The 19195-nt window shown below is 61.6% G+C and carries 16 protein-coding genes; 6 read left to right on the forward strand and 10 right to left on the reverse strand.

What is annotated here, in order from left to right; translation table 11 throughout:
• Positions 1-13: 13 nt before the first annotated feature.
• From J2045_RS03745 to J2045_RS03755, 3 genes are read right to left on the reverse strand one after another with little or no spacing between them, the layout of a single operon-like run.
• Entirely contained in the window at positions 14-1030 is a 1017-nt protein-coding gene (locus J2045_RS03745) for a sensor histidine kinase (RefSeq protein ID WP_307369557.1), read from the reverse strand.
• Positions 1030-1728: a response regulator gene (locus J2045_RS03750; protein ID WP_307369560.1), complete on the reverse strand. Its 699-nt coding sequence runs from the start codon at positions 1726-1728 to the stop codon at positions 1030-1032. The genes J2045_RS03745 and J2045_RS03750 overlap by 1 nt, the downstream gene beginning before the upstream one ends.
• Before the next feature lie 48 nt (positions 1729-1776).
• Positions 1777-3255 (reverse strand): DUF4153 domain-containing protein, encoded by a 1479-nt coding sequence (locus J2045_RS03755; protein WP_307369561.1) that lies wholly within the window; start codon positions 3253-3255, stop codon positions 1777-1779.
• 312 nt (positions 3256-3567) lie between these two features.
• Here J2045_RS03755 and J2045_RS03760 point away from each other — a divergent pair, with 312 nt between their 5' ends.
• Positions 3568-4212: a LysE family translocator gene (locus J2045_RS03760; protein ID WP_307369563.1), complete on the forward strand. Its 645-nt coding sequence runs from the start codon at positions 3568-3570 to the stop codon at positions 4210-4212.
• Between the two features lie 190 nt (positions 4213-4402).
• On the forward strand, positions 4403-5977 hold the full coding sequence (locus J2045_RS03765) for an ABC transporter permease (protein WP_307369565.1): 1575 nt from the start codon (positions 4403-4405) through the stop codon (positions 5975-5977).
• A gap of 253 nt (positions 5978-6230) precedes the next feature.
• On the opposite strand, the gene J2045_RS03770 is transcribed toward J2045_RS03765, so the two are convergent.
• Positions 6231-8183: an acetoacetate--CoA ligase gene (locus tag J2045_RS03770; protein WP_307369567.1), complete on the reverse strand. Its 1953-nt coding sequence runs from the start codon at positions 8181-8183 to the stop codon at positions 6231-6233.
• A 225-nt stretch (positions 8184-8408) separates the two neighbouring features.
• Between J2045_RS03770 and J2045_RS03775 the strand changes: the two genes are divergently transcribed.
• Positions 8409-10217 (forward strand): AsmA family protein, encoded by a 1809-nt coding sequence (locus J2045_RS03775; protein WP_307369569.1) that lies wholly within the window; start codon positions 8409-8411, stop codon positions 10215-10217.
• Positions 10218-10311: 94 nt separating this feature from the next.
• On the forward strand, positions 10312-10545 hold the full coding sequence (locus J2045_RS03780) for a DUF6460 domain-containing protein (RefSeq protein WP_307370089.1): 234 nt from the start codon (positions 10312-10314) through the stop codon (positions 10543-10545).
• 21 nt (positions 10546-10566) lie between these two features.
• On the opposite strand, the gene J2045_RS03785 is transcribed toward J2045_RS03780, so the two are convergent.
• The 5 genes from J2045_RS03785 to J2045_RS03805 all read right to left on the reverse strand — a co-directional run bounded on the left by J2045_RS03785 (position 10567) and on the right by J2045_RS03805 (position 16222).
• A complete protein-coding gene (locus tag J2045_RS03785) occupies positions 10567-11388 on the reverse strand; it encodes an ABC transporter permease (protein ID WP_166600712.1) in 822 nt (273 codons plus the stop codon).
• A gap of 10 nt (positions 11389-11398) precedes the next feature.
• Positions 11399-12304, reverse strand: a complete 906-nt coding sequence (locus J2045_RS03790) for an ABC transporter permease subunit (RefSeq protein ID WP_166600711.1) — start codon at positions 12302-12304, stop codon at positions 11399-11401.
• 10 nt (positions 12305-12314) lie between these two features.
• Complete coding sequence (locus J2045_RS03795) at positions 12315-13469, reverse strand: ABC transporter ATP-binding protein (protein ID WP_307369572.1); 1155 nt, start codon at positions 13467-13469, stop codon at positions 12315-12317.
• A gap of 87 nt (positions 13470-13556) precedes the next feature.
• Positions 13557-14657 (reverse strand): polyamine ABC transporter substrate-binding protein, encoded by a 1101-nt coding sequence (locus tag J2045_RS03800; protein WP_307369574.1) that lies wholly within the window; start codon positions 14655-14657, stop codon positions 13557-13559.
• 137 nt (positions 14658-14794) lie between these two features.
• A complete protein-coding gene (locus J2045_RS03805; protein WP_307369579.1) occupies positions 14795-16222 on the reverse strand; it encodes a helix-turn-helix domain-containing protein in 1428 nt (475 codons plus the stop codon).
• A 239-nt stretch (positions 16223-16461) separates the two neighbouring features.
• Here J2045_RS03805 and aceA point away from each other — a divergent pair, with 239 nt between their 5' ends.
• Positions 16462-17751: an isocitrate lyase gene (gene aceA / locus J2045_RS03810; protein WP_307369581.1), complete on the forward strand. Its 1290-nt coding sequence runs from the start codon at positions 16462-16464 to the stop codon at positions 17749-17751.
• 180 nt (positions 17752-17931) lie between these two features.
• Positions 17932-18180, forward strand: a complete 249-nt coding sequence (locus tag J2045_RS03815; protein WP_054150807.1) for an SMc00767 family acetate metabolism repressor — start codon at positions 17932-17934, stop codon at positions 18178-18180.
• 105 nt (positions 18181-18285) lie between these two features.
• Here J2045_RS03815 and J2045_RS03820 read toward each other — a convergent pair whose 3' ends face one another.
• The gene (locus J2045_RS03820; RefSeq protein WP_307369588.1) at positions 18286-19161 is read right to left on the reverse strand and encodes a LysR family transcriptional regulator; all 876 of its coding nucleotides are present in this window, start codon (positions 19159-19161) and stop codon (positions 18286-18288) included.
• Between the last annotated feature and the right edge of the window lie 34 nt (positions 19162-19195).

Below are 19195 nucleotides of genomic sequence, written 5' to 3' on the forward strand. Positions count from 1 at the left end.
AGACCAGCGAGCGTCAGCCGGCGCGCGGCATCGTGATCTGGAACGCGGCGCCGCTGCGGTAATCGTGGTCGAGTTCGATCCTCGCGCCATGGACGGCAAGCAGTGCCTCCACGATCCGCAACCCCATACCCGTGCCACCCTCGGCCGCACGTGTGGTGTAGAAGGGGCGGAAGATGGCCTCGGCATTCTGTTCCGGTATCCCCGAGCCATTGTCCTCGACCCGCAGCAATCGCTGGCCATGATCGTCGAGAAGCGTGATCCGGACCCGGGACGCTCCATGCTGCAGGGCGTTCTCGGCAAGGTTGGACAAGCTGATCACGGCCGCCTCGACAGGCAACGGAATGCTTGCCGTCTGGTCAGCGTCCCATGCGAAATGAAGTTCGGGGAAGCGATCGGCAAGGATTGCCATCACTCCGGAAAGGGTCGTTGACCCGCTCGCGACCGGCGTTTCGGCATGGGCCAGTTCACGCAGGCGCCCCAGCAGTCGATCAAGGCGGCGGGCGTCCGAGACAATGTTGTCGAGAAACAGACGCCGCTGCGCTGGCGTCATGGGGTCGCCATCGGCCTCGGCTTCCCTCAGCAGCTCTGCGGCACCGGAGATGGCCGTGAGGGGGGACTTGAGCTCATGCGACACATGGGCGGCGAAGGTGCGCACGTAATCGGTGCGTTCGACGAGATCACCGGCGAAATCGAAGATCCCCTGGGCGAGCGTCGCGACCTCCCGCGTTCCGTAGCTTTCGAGCGGCTGGATGGCCTCGCGACCGTGGATGGCGATCTCGCGACTGCGGGCCACCAGCGCATCGAGCGGAACCTTGATTGCCCGCAACAGCACGAAGCCGATGAGCAGGGTGAAGGCGAGGACCACGAGCAGAGCGCCCAGTTCCGTTGCGGCAAGGGGCTTGATGTCGATGGCCGTGGGTCGAAACCAGGCGAGTAGAAGCACGGGAAGCGCCATCACCGTGAGCAGGACCGAGTAGATCACGAGCGCGAGCGGCGGGCGCCATTTGTCCCGGATCGTCAACCTCTGCATCAGGAATTGTCTCCGCCGGCGTTGAAGCGAAAGCCCACTCCGTGGACCGTCGTGACGACGGGAACCGAGGAGACACGGGTGGCCTTGGCGCGGATGTTGCGGATATGGCTGTCGATGGTGCGATCCGCGACATGCATGCCCGGACCATAGGCGGCCTGCATGAGCTGCTCGCGGGTGAAGACCATGTTCGGCCGCGCCATCAGCGCCTCAAGGATGCTAAATTCCAATGCCGTCATCTGCAGGGAATGCCCATCGACTGCAACGGCGCGTCCGGCCCGATCCAGGGTCACCGTTCCGACAGCCAAAATCGCATTCGGGTCGGCTACAGCGGCACCAGGGACACTGCGCTTCAGGATCGCACGAATGCGGGCGATCAGCTCGCGCGGACTGAAGGGCTTGGTCACATAGTCGTCACCGCCCATTTCGAGGCCCAGGATACGGTCTATCTCCTCGTCACGAGCCGAGAGGAAGAGAATGGGCAGGGCGGAGGTCTTGCGGATCTCCCGGCACACTTCCAGGCCATCGAAATCCGGCAGGCCAACATCCAGCACGACGAGATCGGGGCGGGCGCGACGAAAGGCCGTCAACGCCTCCGAGCCTGACCGGGCGATCACGGGTCGCATGCCGGCCCGTTCGATCGCAAAGCAGATCACGTCGCGGATATGCGGCTCGTCGTCGACCACCAGTATCTGCTGCATCCTGCCTGTCCCTGACCGGTTATTTGGATTTGCGGCGCCACCAACCGTCTATTCGACCGTGACTGGCGTCGCCAGATAATTCTCCAGCCGCTGCGCCCGCCAGGTCCAACTGCGCCAGTCCCGGGGCCGGTTCTGGAATTGCAGCAGAAGATGGCTGCGGATCTCCTGCATGCGCACATGTTTCCAGGGATAAAGTTGGCGAATTTGCGGCTGGGCAAGGTAGCGGTTGATCGCCGGCAGGGCGCTCGGCCCGAGCTTTTCCAGATAGTTTGCATCAAGCGGCAATCCATCGCCATCCAGTTCGCGGGCCTGGCTGACATTGTACTGCGCAACAAAGGCCTCGGTATCGACGAGCGACACACCGAGGAGCAGGACAGCCAAGCTTGCCGCATTCATCGCAAACAGCCAGGCATTGTTCTTGTGCAGCCAAATCCGCAGCAGGATCAGCGCCAGACCGATGGCCACAAGACACATCCACAAGCCTGCAGCCACCCGCATGCCGGTCAGGGAATAGGCCTCGACATAGAGATCGAGCCGCAGGATGGCAGAGATGCACAACAGGATGTTCTGCACGATCCAGAGCGTGACGAGTTTGCGGATCAGCGAAGCCTCCGATCCGGATCGTTCCGGGCGGATAGCCAGAAGAACGAAGAGTGCGGCCAGCAGGGCGGTGACCACAAGCGGATAGGCGCCGCGATGGGCATACTCAGCATAGGACATGCCATCCGGCAGAGCGACGCCGCCCCAGAGATAGGCCATGTCGAGCATTGTCTGCACGGCGAAGAGAAGATTGAACAGGATCAGGGCGCGCAGCAGCACCGGTTCACCGATGATGGTGCGAGATTGGCTCGGCTCCGTGCCGCGCCGGGTCCTACAGCAACGACCGGCCAGCTTTGGGCGCAGCAGGACCCAGGCGATGCCGCCCATGAAGGCCCAGAAAAACAAGCGCTCGACATTGATCAGGGACCAGAGCGCAGCAAGATCGATGGAGGCCAGGGCCTTTTCGATCAGCGGATTGGCGCCGGCGAAGAGCGTCAGAAAAACCGCTCCAATCGCAAGCGGCAGGATCCAGAAGCGCAGTTCCGTCCCAATCCCGCGTGCGGCGCCGGGCATAGCGCCGGATCTGACGACTTGCCCCACGCCCCCGACCATCCGAAGAGGCACTTTCAGAAGCAACCTTGCCAGGACCGGCGGGATCGAGGGCAGCGTTTTCGGCAGGAGGCCGGATGCCACGAGCGACAGGATCATCAGGCTGAGGCTTGCGACAAGCGTGGCGGGCCAGGACGGCGCCTCGACAAGCGGCAGCAAGGCACAGAGTGCAAACGGCGCGCATTTAACAGACCGTGCAAACCTGGCCGGACGCGCCACGAGCAGAATGCAGATGCAAAGGAGAAGACACCAGGCAAAGAGATTGAGGCCAGGTTCCTGCCGGAAGACAAGCACATCGGATGCGAACACGAGAAAGCCGAGAAGCAGCACAGCCGAGGACTGTGCGCGTCGAGACGATGAGTGGAATTTGGTCAGCACGTCTTGCTCCTGGGTTCGGAAGGGTTCGAAACACAAAGCCGAAGCGGCGGGAATGGGGAGCTGCGATCCGCTGTCGACTGAGTGTCTTCCAAGAGCCACCAGCCATCTTTCAAGACGCGTGGTGGAAGCTTGAATGTGGGGCAGGTCTCAGAATGGGGCGCTGTTTTCATGCGGGGAGAGTGGCTGGGGCATTTGCAGATTTCGTGCAGGCGCGCAGCATGTTTTGAGGAATGTGCCTGTGGTATTCGGCGCTTGCGAAGCCCCCGTTGCGGGGATAGCCTCCCTCAATCAACAAAAAGAACAGGATCGGTCATGGCGAGCGTGGGCATTCTTGCAGGCATCCTGTTCGCGATTGCGATCGGGGCGATGAGCCCGGGACCGAGTTTCATCCTGGTGTCGCGAACATCCGTGCTGCATTCGCGCCTGCATGGGCTGGCATCGGCGCTTGGCATGGGGCTGGGTGGCGCCGTATTTGCGACTTTGGCGCTGGTTGGTCTGGTCGCTCTGCTGCAACAGGTGGCCTGGCTCTACCTTCTGCTGAAAATCGCAGGTGGGCTCTATCTGATCTATCTCGGCGTCCGGATCTGGCAGGGAGCGCGGGTTCCGCTCTCTGACACGCAAGGCGAGAGCCTAGGCCAACGGCCTTCGGTCTGGCGCAGCTTCGGCATGGCCTTTGCCACGCAGGTCAGCAACCCGAAGACGGCGGTCGTCTATGCCAGTATCTTTGCCGCCCTGATGCCGGCAGATCCACCAACTGTGCTGCTTCTGGCCTTGCCGCCGGCGATCTTTGCGGTCGAGGCTGCATGGTATGCGATCGTTGCACTGGCATTTTCGGCCCCTCGCTCACAGCGCGTCTATCTGCGTTGGAAGACTTGGGTCGATGGTCTGGCAGCCCTGGTGATCGGCGGGCTTGGCCTCCGCCTCGTCGGGGAAGGTCTGGTTCTCTTCCGGCGATAAACGGGGCGTGACAGTCGCAGCGGTTTCCATCGTCGTCGCTTTCGGCTAGAGGAGAGCCATTCCCGCTTTTGCAAGGGCCGACCACTTGTCCATACTCCCGCGCCCGGGCACAGCCCATCCCATATCTCCCGCCGGAAAACGGATCGGATCTTCAACCATTGCGGCGCTTATCGCCGCCACGATCGTGTTCATGCCGATCGCCGCCATCTTCGTCATCGGCTTTTCCGCCGACCCCGAGAACTGGCGGCACATGATGACGAACGTCATCCCGCGGGCGGGGGTCAGAACCTTCTGGCTGCTGTTTTTTACAGGTCTCGCGACGGCAGTCGTCGGGATCGGGTGCGCCTGGCTGGTGGCCGCCTGCGAGTTCCCATTCAGGCGGTTCCTGTCTCCAGCGCTTGTCCTGCCACTCGCCATTCCCTCCTATCTCGCTGCCTATGCCTTCGGAGAGTTTCTCGATTTCACCGGACCGGTGCAGAGCGCCTACCGGGCAGTCTTCGGCTTCACATCGGCGCGCGACTACGACTTCTTCGACGTGAAGTCCCTGCCGGGTGCGGTGCTCGTGATGTCGGCCGTGCTCTACCCTTACGTCTATCTCGCCTGCAGATCGATGTTCCTGATGCAGGGGCGCGCGGCAGCGGATGTGGCTCGCACGCTCGGCTCCAGCCCCTTGCGGGTCTTTGCGCGCATCCAGGTGCCGATGGCGCGGCCTGCGATCATGATCGGCCTGACGCTTGTGATGATGGAGACGCTGAACGACATCGGCGCGGTCGAATATCTTGGCGTCCAGACGCTCACCTTCTCGGTCTACGATACCTGGCTCAACCGTGGGAGCCTCGCGGGCGCTGCGCAAATCGCCTGCGTGATGCTGTTGATCGTTGCCGGCCTGCTGGTCGTCGAGCGGATGGCCCGACGGCGCCAGCGATTCAGCAGTCACAAGACAACGGCAATCGTTCCTGATGCGGTTCGGCTTCGGCTCACCGGAATGAAGGCATGGCTGGCCGTGCTGTTCTGCCTCGTTCCGATCCTCGTCGGCTTCGTGGTCCCCGTCTTCGTGCTCGGCGGCTTCGCGCTCAGGCGGGTCGAGGAGTTCTTCGAGCCACGGCTGCTGGATGCGTTGTGGCACTCGACGCTCGTCTCTTCGGCTGCGGCCGTCATCACGGTCCTCCTCGCCTTCGTGCTCTCTTATGCCGCCCGAACAGATCGCTCCCGTCTCGCCAAGGCTGCTGGACGGCTCGCCTCACTCGGCTATGGCATTCCCGGCACCGTGCTCGGCATCGGCGTGCTGATCCCGCTCGCGAGCTTCGACAATGCCGTGGACGGCTGGTTGCGGCAGAGCTTCGGCATCTCCACCGGCCTCCTGCTGTCTGGCACCGGCTTTGCGATCGTCTATGCCTATACCGTGCGTTTCCTGACGATGGCCGAGGGCACCATCGATGCCGGGTTCCAGAAGCTCTCACCGCATCTCGACATGGCGGCCCGTACGCTCGGCCGATCGGGCCTGCAGACGCTGCGCCAAGTGCTGCTGCCCAATCTGCGGCCTGCGGTTCTGACGGCGGCGTTGCTGGTGTTCATCGAGACGCTGAAGGAGCTTTCCGCCACCATTCTGTTGCGACCCTTCAACTTCAACACTCTCGCGACACTCGTCTACGAGGATGCGTCGCGGGGCATGGCCCAGGATGCATCGGTGGCGGCGATGATCATCATTGCAGCGGGATTGATTCCGGTCATCCTGGTGTCTCGGTCGCTCGACGAGCGCCGCTGAGCCGACGCCCCACAGGACAAAAAAAGAGGCGGCCGAAGCCGCCCCCAGTCAATGCTGTCGAACCGGAGTGATAGAGCGATCGACATGTTGTCGGAGGCGTTGTGTAACGGCCTCACTGCGTCTGATCGCGCATCTCCAAGTTGGTGCCAGTCTTGCCGAATGCCAGTTAAGAGAACCTTACCGTGTCAGGCAGCCAGGTACCCAACATTTGAGGTATTGCCCTGAAATTGCTGCCTTTCGGTACACGTTTTCGTCAGGAGCGCAGTTGCGGCAGGTCGGCAAACAGGCTGAGTGCCTCCGGATTGGCCAATGCTTCCTTGTTCTTCACCGGGCGACCATGGACCACCTCGCGGACCGCAAGCTCGACGATCTTGCCCGACTTGGTGCGCGGAATATCGGCAACTTCTATCACCTTCGCCGGCACATGGCGGGGGGATGCTCCCGTTCGGATCTTCGCCTTGATCGCCTTTTCGAGTTCTTCGGTCAGCGTGATGCCCGGCGCCAGACGGACGAAGAGGATGACGCGAACATCGTCCTCCCAGTCCTGACCGATGCAGATCGCCTCGACCACTTCATCCATCTGCTCGACCTGGTTGTAAATCTCGGCCGTACCGATGCGCACGCCACCCGGATTGAGGGTCGCATCGGAACGCCCGTGGATGACGATACCATCATGCTCCGTCCACTCGGCGAAATCGCCATGGCACCAGATGTTGTCGAAGCGATCGAAATAGGCGGCGCGGTACTTGGCTCCATCAGGATCATTCCAAAACATGACCGGCATGGAGGGGAAGGCCCGGGAGCAGACGAGTTCACCCTTCTCGCCGCGCACCGGTTTGCCGTCGTCGTCCCAGACATCCACGGCCAGGCCAAGGCCCGGCCCCTGGATTTCGCCACGCCAGACGGGCTTCAGCGGATTGCCGAGCACGAAGCAGGAGACAATGTCGGTGCCGCCGGAGATGGAGGCCAGCTGGATATCATCCTTGATGCCTTCGTAGACGAAGGAAAAGCCTTCGGGAGACAGCGGCGAGCCGGTCGAGGTCATCAGCCTCAGGCTTGAGAGATCATGCGAGACTTTGGGTGTCAGGCCGCCCTTGCGCACGGCGTCGATATATTTGGCCGAGGTGCCAAAGATCGCGAATTTCTCGTCGGCAGCATAATCGAACAATACGTTGCCGTCGGGATAGAAGGGCGAACCGTCATAGAGGCACAGGGTCGCGCCACAGGCGAGACCGGAAACCAGCCAGTTCCACATCATCCAGCCGCAGGTGGTGAAATAGAAGAGTTTTTCGCCCGCCTGGAGCCCGCAATGGAAACGCTGCTCCTTCAGGTGCTGCAGCAGTGTGCCGCCGGCGGAATGCACGATGCACTTGGGCACACCGGTCGTGCCTGAAGAAAAGAGGATGTAGACCGGATGGGCAAAGGGCAGCCTGCGGTATTCGATATCCTTGACCGAGAAGGGAGCTATGAACTGGTCAAAGCTGCGGCCATCCGAAAGCCGGGAGAGGAGCGCTGGGGTGTCCCCCGCATAGGGGATCACAAGAACGGGAATGTCGAGCTTGGCGGCAACAGCCACCACCTTGTCGGCGACATCCTGACGCTTGCCGTTGTACCAGTAACCATCACAGGCGACGAACAGCTTGGGCTCAATCTGACCGAAGCGGTCGAGCACGCCCTGATCCCCGAAATCGGGCGAGCAGGACGACCAGATCGCACCGAGTGACGTGGCTGCCAGCATCAGGGCGACGGTTTCAGGCATGTTGGGCATCATCGCCGCGACGCGATCGCCCTCGCCGATTCCCATGGCCGCGAGGGCCTGTTGCAGACGTGAGACGGTTGCCGTCAGACGCTGCCAGGACCAGCGATCAGACGCCTTGTTTTCACCGCGGAAGATCATCGCATCGCCCTCGCCCGCATGGGCCAGGAGGTTTTCGGCAAAGTTCAGCTTCGCCTGCGGGAAGAACCTCGCTTTCAGCATGTCCTCGCCATCGGCGAGCGCAATCTCTCCCTTGTCGCCCCGGACGCCGCAATAGTCCCAGACTGCCGACCAGAAGCCCTCCCTGTCTTCGATCGACCAGCGATAGAACTGCTCGTAGTCATCGAAGGCAGTCCCATGGCGACGGCCGCACCACTGCATGAACAATGTCAGAGGCTGTGCCGCCTTGAAGGCGTCAGAGGGTGTCCATAGGGCTGCTGGTCCGGTCATGCTGTTCCTCCACAATGATGGTTCGGTATAACATACTGCGGTGCAATATAAAGACGGGCACAGCGCCTGAACCGGACCATTTGTTTGCACCTTTGGTGCATTTCCTATATCCGGCGACAAGAGTTCGACCAACCTGCCGGACCCGTAAGCGATATGACGACTTCACCAAGCAACGGCCATTCTTCAAGCCCGGTGGCTCAGCGCCCCGTCTGGCGACGCCGAGGCTTGATCAGGCTTGGCCTGTCGTTGATCGCCCTCATCCTTGTCCTGTTCTTCGCACTGCGCCTGACAGCCCCCTATCTGATTTCGAGTTCCGTTGTCCGCTCCGCGATCGCTGCGTCAATCGCGGAATGGACCGGGCACGACGTGTCGATTGATGACGTGCCCGAGGTGCGCTTCTGGCCGGAGCCCGAGGTCACGCTGACCGGCGTCACAGTCAGCCGCACCATTGGCGGCGAACGCCAGATCCTAGGCGAGATTGACAGGCTGTCCGCCCGCTTCGGCCTGCTGTCATCGCTCAGGGGCAAGCCCGACTTCAGCGCGTTCCGGTTTGAGCGTCCCCGCATCCGCATCTGGCGGGGTGCGGATGGCCGGCTGGACTGGACCAATCAGGGCCGATTGAGCGAGGCCGTGCGCGCGGCGCTGGCGCGAACGCAGAACACACTGCCTGCCCCGGAAGCCACCGATGCGGAAATCGGATCGGTGGATGTCGTGGATGGCGAAATCATCGTGGTCGATCGCGGCAGCGGTCACCATGTCGCCCTCAATGCCGTCAGCGCCAGGATCGAATGGCCGGAACTGTCGGCGCCGCTCTCCGGCAAGGCAAGCTTCCAGCTCAACGACCGTCCGGTTACCCTGTCACTCCAGACGCCGACACCGCTCCTGTTGATCGGCGGAGAAGACAGCCAGATCAACCTGTCGACCAGTGTATCCGGCATCAACGGGGCGATCGATGGTCTCGTCAACACGCGTCACAGCAGCATCGTGGCCGCCGACATCGACATACAGGTCGCGGACGTGCCGCAAACCTCGGCATCTCTCGGTGTCCGGCTCGCGGGGACGGAGCGCTGGCGCAGCGCCTCGCTCAAGGCCAGCGTGACTGACGCCGGCCAGGAATGGCAATTCGAAGGCCTCCGGGTCGAGATCAACGACAGCCGCGGCGACGGCATCCTGACCCTGAAAAAGCGTCCGGACGGCAAACCGCTTCTGAGCGGGACCTTGGCGCTCGACCACCTCGAAATCGGCGACCTTTTGCAGGCGCTATCGATCGATGTGGGGGATCGCGCGAATGTCCGGCTGCCGAGCCTCACCGGTTGGGTGGACGTGGATATGCGGCTTTCGGCTTCTACGGCAGCCTTCCAGGCTTTTCGCCTCACCGACCTCGGGGCCAGCCTGGTCGGGCGGGGAGATGCATTGACGCTGGTGATCGGCGACACGCGCTTTCTCGGCGGTATGTTCTCGGCCCGTCTCTCCGGTAGTGGCGAAGGCTTCGACAGGGGAGCACAGCTTTCGGTGATGATGGAGAAGGTGGATCTTGCATCGCTGATGTCGGGCTTCGCGATCGAGGGGCCTTCGCTGAAGGGAACCGGCACGCTGACGCTGGATGCCAAGCTGGTCGGAACCGGCTGGCGGCAAAACGTGGAGGCAATGTCGGGAAAGCTGGAGATTGCCGCCGACAATGGCGAAATCCTCGGCTTCGATACTGAGGGCCTGAGGCGGCTCTCTGCCGACAGGGCCTATTTCCAGCTGAGTGCTGCAGGATCGGGTGGCTTTGACTATCGCAGCTTCGACATGTCATTGCGGTTCTCGGATGGCTCTGCGGAAGTGGAGAAGGCGCGGATCGTCGGCGATAGCGAAACGCTCCTTCTGAGCGGCATCGTTCCCTATAGCCGCAAGGCGCTCGCGTTGACCGGGGAACTGTCCGACACCGCCGCTGAGCCGGGAACCACAATCCCGCTGCGCTTCTTCATCGGCGGCGGATGGAGCGATCCGGTGATCTCGCCGATCCCCCCGGTACCGGTCGCGGGGCAATAAAGGTCCGGTCGTCTCGCTGCGCGCTGTTCCATTCGTGTTTTCAGATACTAGAATGGTCCGAATCGCTGCGACACGGGGACGATACGTGCAGGCAATGCTATCCGGCTTTATGAAACTGGCGCTGGCGTCGCTGCTGGCGGGCACCCTGCTGTCGTTCTTCGGCATTACCCCAAGGGCCGTTCTCGACAGCGTGGGCGTGACGGCCGAGGATATTCAAAACGGACTTGTCTCCACCTTTGCCTGGGCTGCACCACGCATGCTGATGGGCGCCGCAGTGATCCTTCCCATCTGGCTGGTCACCTATCTGCTGATGCCGCCCCGGGCGTGACCGGAACGGCAGGAAGCGCAATCAGACCATAGTGCCACGGGCGGCGACATGCTCGTCACGCTGGCGCTGCAGTTCGCGCTGCTTCGTCCCGATCGACGCGATGATCACCCCGATGGTGACGATCCCGATCAGGATCGTGCAGACCGCGTTGATCTCCGGCGTGACACCGAGGCGAACCTGCGAATAGATCTTGATCGGCAGCGTGGTCGCACCGGGGCCCGTCGTAAAGCTCGCGATAACGAGATCATCCAGAGACAGGGTGAAGGCAAGCATCCAGCCAGAGATGACCGCCGGCAGGATGAGCGGCAGGGTCACCTTGAAGAAGGTTTTGACCGGTGGGCAGCCAAGATCCTGGGCGGCCTCTTCCAGGCTCATGTCGAAGGTGAGAAGCCGCGACTGCACGACGATGGCCACGTAGCACATGGTGAAGGTGGTGTGCGCGATGACCACAGTGAGCAGGCCACGGTCGAGTCCGACCGCGACGAATAGGAGCAGCAGCGACAGGCCGGTGATGACTTCCGGCATGACGAGAGGCGCGTAGACCATGCCGGAAAACAGCAGGCGACCGCGGAAACGGCCATAGCGCACAAGTGTCAGGGCCGCCAGCGTGCCCAGAACCGTGCCGAGCGAAGCACTGAGCAGCCCCACCTGCAGCGTGACCCAGGCCGCACTCATAAGCCCGTCATTGCGCCACATCTCGCCATACCATTTGAGCGAGAAGCCGCCCCAGACCGTGACCAGCTTCGACTCGTTGAAGGAGTAGATCACGAGGATCAGGATCGGGATGTAGAGGAAGGCAAAACAGATCGTCAGGATCGTGCCATCGAATTTTCCGGGTTTCATCGATCCGCCCTCACACTTTCTGCTGCTGGTTCTGGAAGATGGCGATGGGCACGACCAGAATGAGGAGGAGAAGCACTGCGACGGCGGATGCGAGCGGCCAGTCGCGGTTGCCGAAGAACTCGGTCCACAACGTCTTGCCGATCATCAGGGTGTCGGCGCCACCGAGCAGATCGGGGATGACGAATTCACCGGTGATCGGGATGAAGCAGATCATCGATCCGGCGATCACGCCCGGGATCGAAAGCGGGAAGGTGATCTTCCAGAAGGCCTTCCAGGGCGGGCAACCAAGGTCGCTCGCGGCTTCCAGCAGCGTTCCGTCCATCTTTTCCAGGGCGGAGTAAAGCGGCAGGACCATGAAGGGCAGATAGGAATAGACGATGCCGATGAAGACGGCGATCTCGGTGCGGAAGATCTGGACCTGGCTGCCTTCATCCATGAGACCCACCGACTGCAGCAAGACGGTCAGAAGGCCTTCCGGCTTCAGGATGCCGATCCAGGCATAGACGCGGATCAGGAAGGAGGTCCAGAAGGGCAGGATGACCAGCATGACCAGGGTCGGGCGGATGGTGACCGAGGCGCGTGCCATGGCCAGCGCCATGGGGTAGCCGATCAACAGCAGGAGAAAGGTGGAAATCACCGCGATGCGCAGCGACGACACATAGGCGTTGAAGTAGAGCGAATCTTCGGTGAGGAAGATGTAGTTCTCGAAATCCAGTTGCGAGATGAAGTCGCCGATCGCGGCAAACCCCTCCAGCACCGGCGTGTAGGGCGGCATGGCGATCGCCGTGTCGGACAGCGAGATCTTCACGATGATCAGGAAGGGCGTCAGGAAGAAGAGCGCCATCCAGAGATAGGGAATGAGGACAACCAGCCAACGGCCCGGCCCTGCCTTGGATGCGACGATGCTGTCGGCCATGGCGCCCTCCTCAGCGTGTCAGGACGAGGCCGGCATCCGCCGACCAGGACAACCAGACCATATCCCCGAAGGTGATCGGGCGATCGACGAGGCGGGAGACATTGGCCTGTGCGGCCCGGAACATGCGACCGTCGTCAAGACGGACGATGAACACGGAAAAGTCCCCGAGATAGCCGATGTCCCAGACCTCACCATGCAGCGCGTTGGAGGCCGTTCCTTCGGGCTGCGAGGTCGAGATCCGGATCTTCTCGGGGCGAATGGCGAAGGCGACATTGTCGCCCGAATTCGCCTCGCAATGCTGCTCAACAGCGATTTTCACGCCGTCGCTGTCGATCCGCACCAGGTCTCCGGCAGCATGGCTTTCCTTGGATTCGACCCGGGCCTCAAGAATGTTGATGTCGCCGATGAAGTCCGCGACGTAGCGCGAGTTCGGCGCCTCGTAGATTTCGGCGGGTGTCGCAACCTGGACGAGGATGCCCTTGTCCATCACGGCGATGCGGTCGGAGACGGTCATCGCCTCTTCCTGGTCATGGGTGACGATAAGGAAGGTGAGACCGAGCTTGGTCTGGATGTCCATCAGCTCGAACTGGGTTTCCTCACGCAGTTTGCGGTCCAGCGCGCCGAGCGGTTCGTCGAGCAGCAGGACCTTGGGGCGCTTGGCCAGCGAGCGGGCGAGCGCCACGCGCTGGCGCTGACCGCCGGAGAGCTGGTTGGGTTTGCGCTTGGCGAACTGGTCGAGCTTCACCAGCTTCAGCATTTCCTGAACGCGGGCCTCAATCTCGCCCCTCGGCAGGTTGTCCTGCTCGAGGCCAAAGGCGATATTCTTCTCGACCGTCATATGCGGGAACAGCGCATAGGACTGGAACATCATGTTGGTTGGCCGCTTATAGGGCGGCACACCGGAGAGATCCTGTCCCTGCAGGAGGATCCGACCGGAGGTAGGTTCTTCGAAGCCGGCCAGCATGCGCATGAGCGTGGTCTTGCCACACCCGGATGGACCGAGCAGCGAGAAGAATTCGCGCTCGTAGATGTCGAGGCTCAAGTTATCGACGGCGACGAAATCGCCGAAGCGCTTGGTGACGTTTTCGAAGCGGATGAAAGGAATGGCATCCGGATCGGTCCAAGGAGAGAATTTACGCTTAACAGGTCCCAGTGTCTTCGCCATTACCAAACCCAGCCGTTCTTTTCTTGTTACCCCGAGCATGAAGAAATTCGCCGGGCGCTTGGGGCGCCCGGCGAGTTGTTTCTCTGATCAGCTACCGGTCTTGATCTGAGTCCAGACCCGGTTCAGCACGCGTTGTTCGCGCGGACCGTATGGAGAGATGGTGAAAAGTTTGGCCATGACGTCTTCCGGCGGATAGACGGCCGGATTGTCCTTGACTTCCGGATCCAGCAATTCCTTGGACGCCAGGTTGCCGTTGGCATACTGAACGTAGTTGGAGGCCTTGGCGATGACGTCTGGACGCATCAGGAAATTGATGAACTCGTGCGCTTCGGCGACATTCTTGGCGTCTGTCGGGATCGCCATGTTGTCGAACCACATATAGGTGCCTTCCTTCGGGATCACGTAGTTGATCTCGACACCGTTCTTGGCTTCCTCGGCGCGGGCCTTGGCCTGCAGGATATCGCCCGACCAGCCGATCGTCACGCAAACGTCGCCATTGGCTAGGTCATCGATATAGGCAGAGGAATTGAAGGTGCGGACCGAGGGGCGGATCTTCTGGTAGACTTCGCCACCGGCTTCCAGATCAGCCGTTTCCTTGCTGTCCGGATCCTTGCCGATGTAGTTCATTGCAATCGCAAAGGTCTCGTCCGACGCATCGAGGATGTTGATGCCGCAGGCCTTCAGCTTCTCGGCATTCTCCGGCTTGAAGATCGCATCCCAGCTGTCAACGGCGAAATCGGCGCCGAGCGCTTCCTTGACCTTGGCGACATTGTAGCCGATGCCCGTGGTGCCCCACATGTAGTTCACGGCATATTCGTTGCCGGGATCGTATTTTGCCAGCCTTTCCGAAACCATCGGCCACATGTTCGCCAGGTTGGGGAGCTTCGACTTGTCGAGCTTCTGGAAGACGCCGGCCTGGATCTGACGTGCGAGGAAGGGGGCAGTGGGGACCACAACGTCATACCCCGAACCGCCGGCCAGCAGCTTGGTCTCCAGCAATTCGTTCGAATCGAAGACGTCATAGACGACCTTGATGCCGGTCTCCTTGGTAAAGTCTTCCAGCACCGACTCGTCGATATAGTCCGACCAGTTGTAGACGTTGACGACGCGTTCCTGCGCCTGGACAGCCGATGCGATGAAGATCGTCGCCAGTGCTACCGACGCCGTACGGATGAAATGAGCCTTCATTTTTTCTCCTGTTCCAGCCGGAGAGCGATTAGCCCCCGATGCCATTCCCGTTGTTTTTTTAAGAGACTAGAAAGGAATTGGACGGGCGACAAGCGAAAATCTTCGCAGTCGCGAATGCTTTATCGGGCGCTGTCATGTCACTGGAAATCGAAAGCGGAGAGGCCCGTGACCATTTCGTCCAGTCCGAGTGGCCGGGTGAGCGGCGGCTCGGCGCGCGCGAGGCAGCCGGATCTTTCACACAGTCGACAGGCGGAGCCTATCGCAATTGCCGGCACGGCACGATCCGGCAGAGCGGCCGCATAAGCGACCTCGTCGCGGTTCGCGGTATCGCAGCCAACCAGGAGTGCCGTACGCCGGATACGCTCACCGAAAGCGGCTTGCGGGCCCTCGAGCGTTCGAGAGATGGTCAGGAAGCCACTTCCATCAGGCATCTCGACCTGCTCGACCAGAACCTGACCCGGCTGGGAGAAGGCGGCATGCACATTGAGCTTGGGACAGCCGCCGCCGAACTTCGAATGCGGGAAGCCTGCTGCGCCTGCCCGGCGGAAGCGGTTTCCGGCATTGTCGATCTCCATCATGAAGAAGGGCACGCCTGTTGCGCCAGGGCGCTGCATCATGGTCAGTCGGTTCGCGGCCTGCTCGAAGGAGACATTGAAACGGGCTCGCAGCACATCGATGTCGTAACGGCCTCGGATGGCGGCCGAGAGGAATGCGCCATAAGGCATCATCAGGGCGTGCGCCGTGTAGCGCGCCAGTTCGAACCGGGCGATGCGGCGCGCCTCGCCGGACGACAGCTCAAGGAGCTCAAGCTCTGCCTGGACATCTTCGCCGAGCGCCAGAAGCACCACTTCCATGGCAACCTCGCGCAGTTGATCAAACGGCGACAAGCGCTCCGAGAGGAAGAGGCGCATGGAATGGCGATCATAGCGGCGCCGCAGTGAGGGCATGGTCTGGACGGGAAGCGCGCGGACCACGATGCCATGGGTCGAACGAAGCCAGGCCTTGAGAGCCACTGCCAAGTCATCTCCCGGAGACAGACCAAGACCGGCATGGAAACTCTCGGCCGCCTCGTCGAGCCGGGCGAAATAATTCGGTCGGCGCTCGAAGACTTCGCGGACCTCATCGATCGGCAGGCGGGCGCCTGACAGAGAGGTCTCGTGCCCCTCGCGGGCGAGGAGATCGGCGAGATCGGAGAGGCGTGCCGCCTGTTCTCGATAGGCGCGGTAAAGCTTGACAATACCACTTGCAGCATTGGGCGCAGCCTCCGCCACTTCGATCAGCTCCTGATCGCCGGGGAGTTCGCCTGACAGCAGCGGATCAGCGAAGACTTCGCGCAACTGGCTCGTCGAGCCGCCCGCCTCACCCTGCAGCTCATCCAGATCGACCTTGTAGACGGAGGCGAGCTTGAGCAGCAGCTGGACCGTGAGCGGGCGCTGATTGCGCTCGATCAGATTGAGATAGGAGGGAGAAATCTCGAGCGCCTCGGCCATGGCTGTCTGAGTGAGGCCCAGGCCGTTCCTGATACGGCGGACACGCGGGCCTGCGAAGATCTTGCGCTCTGCCATTTTACAGCTCCTTTACAAGATTTGCCGAACTCGGCGCCTCACTCTTCTTGACTGAATTTACAAATTTACACGCGCACCTTGTCAAAGACAAGACAGCCTAACCTCTTTCATCCCGTTGTTTTATCGAATTTTCTGGCCGTGTTTTGCAGTGCGATGTAAATCTAGTCACATCAGAAGCGACCAAGCACACCCGAAGAACTTCACTTGGTCAGCGCCTCGCAGTGACAGGGAGACACGTCATGACTGAATTTTACAATCTCGTTCCGAATGCCCCGAAGGGCCGCTATGACGGTATCGATCGTCCCTACACTGCAGCAGACGTCAAGCGCCTGCGCGGCTCCGTCGAGATCAAGTACACGCTTGCGGAAATGGGTGCGAACCGCCTGTGGCAGCTGATCAACGAAGAGCCCTTCATCAATGCGCTCGGCGCGCTCTCCGGCAACCAGGCCATGCAGATGGTCCGTGCGGGTCTGAAGGCCATTTATCTCTCGGGCTGGCAGGTCGCTGCCGATGCCAACACGGCGTCTGCAATGTATCCGGATCAGTCGCTCTATCCGGCGAATGCCGCACCGGAATTGGCCAAGCGCATAAACCGGACGCTCCAGCGCGCCGACCAGATCGAGACGCAGGAAGGCAAGGGCCTGTCGGTCGACACCTGGTTCGCCCCGATCGTTGCCGATGCAGAAGCCGGTTTCGGCGGACCGTTGAACGCCTTCGAAATCATGAAGGCCTTCATCGAAGCCGGTGCTGCAGGCGTTCACTTCGAGGATCAGCTCGCTTCGGAAAAGAAATGCGGCCATCTGGGCGGCAAGGTTCTGATCCCGACGGCGGCTCATATCCGCAACCTGACGGCTGCCCGTCTTGCCGCCGACATCATGGGTGTTCCGACGCTGATCGTTGCCCGCACCGATGCGGAAGCCGCGAAGCTGCTCACCTCCGACATCGACGAACGTGACCAGCCCTTCGTCGACTATGATGCGGGCCGCACGGCGGAAGGCTTCTATCAGGTGAAGAACGGCATCGAGCCCTGCATTGCACGTGCAATCGCTTACGCACCCTATTGCGACATGATCTGGATGGAGACCGGCAAGCCGGATCTCGAACAGGCCCGCAAGTTCGCGGAAGCTGTTCACAAGGTCCATCCGGGCAAGAAGCTCGCCTATAACTGCTCGCCTTCCTTCAACTGGAAGAAGCATCTCGACGACGCGACGATCGCCAAGTTCCAGCGTGAACTCGGTGCGATGGGCTACAAGTTCCAGTTCATCACGCTCGCCGGCTTCCACCAGCTGAACTACGGCATGTTCGAACTGGCGCGCGGCTACAAGGATCGCCAGATGGCGGCCTATTCGGAGCTGCAGGAGGCGGAATTCGCCGCCGAGGTCAACGGCTACACCGCGACCAAGCACCAGCGCGAAGTCGGCACCGGCTATTTCGACGCAGTCTCGCTTGCCATCACCGCCGGCCAGTCCTCGACAACAGCGATGAAGGAATCGACCGAAACCGAGCAATTCAAGCCGGCGGCTGAGTAACCTGGGCGATCGCCCCTCACCCTACCCTCTCCCCGCAAGCGGGGAGAGGGAGCCCTGAGACCGACGCGTCGTCGTGCGTCTTCTCCCCGCTTGCGGGGAGAAGGTGGCGGCAGCCGGATGAGGGGCCGAGCTTCACGAGATCAACAGTTCAAGAACCCCAACACCAAGAGGAGAAATGCCATGACACCCCAGACCCGAGTCAAGGAACGCGCCGAAGAACAGTCCTCGGCGATGAGCACCGATCAGCAGGCGATGATCCGCATGCTGGCCAACGACCTGCACCGTCTCAACCATTCGATCATGAAGGCCGTCGATGCCGGCGTCTCGGTTGAGCTCGTTCGCTCCGCCCGCCATCATGGTGGCGACGGCAACTGGGGTGATCTGCTGATCCCCGTCATCGTGACCCAGGGCAACCATCAGGCCGCCTGAACTACCAGCCTATCCCCCGTCCGGCACCTGACCTCCGGACCGGTTCCCGCACGATGATCGCCTCGGGGGAGGAGCGGATCGTCGTGCGGGGTTTTTCCTTTGTATTCAGCCGCTGGTGCTGGGGCGCTTGCCCGCCAGAATATCCCGGTGGGACTTCAGGAGTTTCGCAAGCCGGTCGGCGACGGTGCGGATATCGCTGCGGTGACGGTCGTCATTGTTCATCACGATCCACTGGCGATGGCGCAGCTCCGGGATCTCCTCACCGGCCCGTTCAAGCGTCGGATCGAGATCGCCGACAAAGCAGGGAAGAACGGACAGACCTGCGCCTGCCCTGATCAGATCTCTCAGCGAGCGCGGCCTGTTGACGGACACCGCGATTCGGTCGGTCGCTTGCTGGCGCGGCCAGCGCAGGTAGGCAGAGACAGCGTTCTCATCGTCCACCGCGACCCAGGGCTCAGGCCCCAGCCATTGCCTGTTGCGCGCCTTGTAAGCCGCATAGGCCACCTCGCCAGCCGGGATGGCCGCGAGGTTCGGTTCTTCGGGTTCAAATGCACGGATGCCGACGTCACTTTCACGATGGGCGAGCCGGGCACGGTGTTCGGCGACATGAAGGTCGATGCGAAAGTCATCGCGTGGGGTGCGGATCACCGACATGTTCTGGCAGAGAAGCCAGGCGATCCAGGTGCCCAGGCTGATGCGGACAAGGGACTGGCCCGAGGCACCGCGGCGCCATTCTTCAACCCGCCGGCTGCCGGCCTCCAGTTCAACCAGATGCTCCAGCAACTGGCCACCGTCCGCCGTCAGACGGTACCCGGTCTGGCTGCGCAGAAAGAGCTCCCGTCCCAGCGCCTGTTCAAGTTCGACCATGCGCCGGCCAAGGGTCGCCGCACTCAGACCCGTCACCTCGGCGGCTGCCGTCAAGCCGCCCTGGCGGGCGACAGCGAGAAATAGCTGATAGGAATCCCAGGCTATTCTTTTCATAGATGAAAGACATAGCACAAAGACTGATGTTCAT

It is taken from the genome of Peteryoungia aggregata LMG 23059, from assembly GCF_030814435.1.
Lineage (GTDB): Bacteria > Pseudomonadota > Alphaproteobacteria > Rhizobiales > Rhizobiaceae > Allorhizobium > Allorhizobium aggregatum.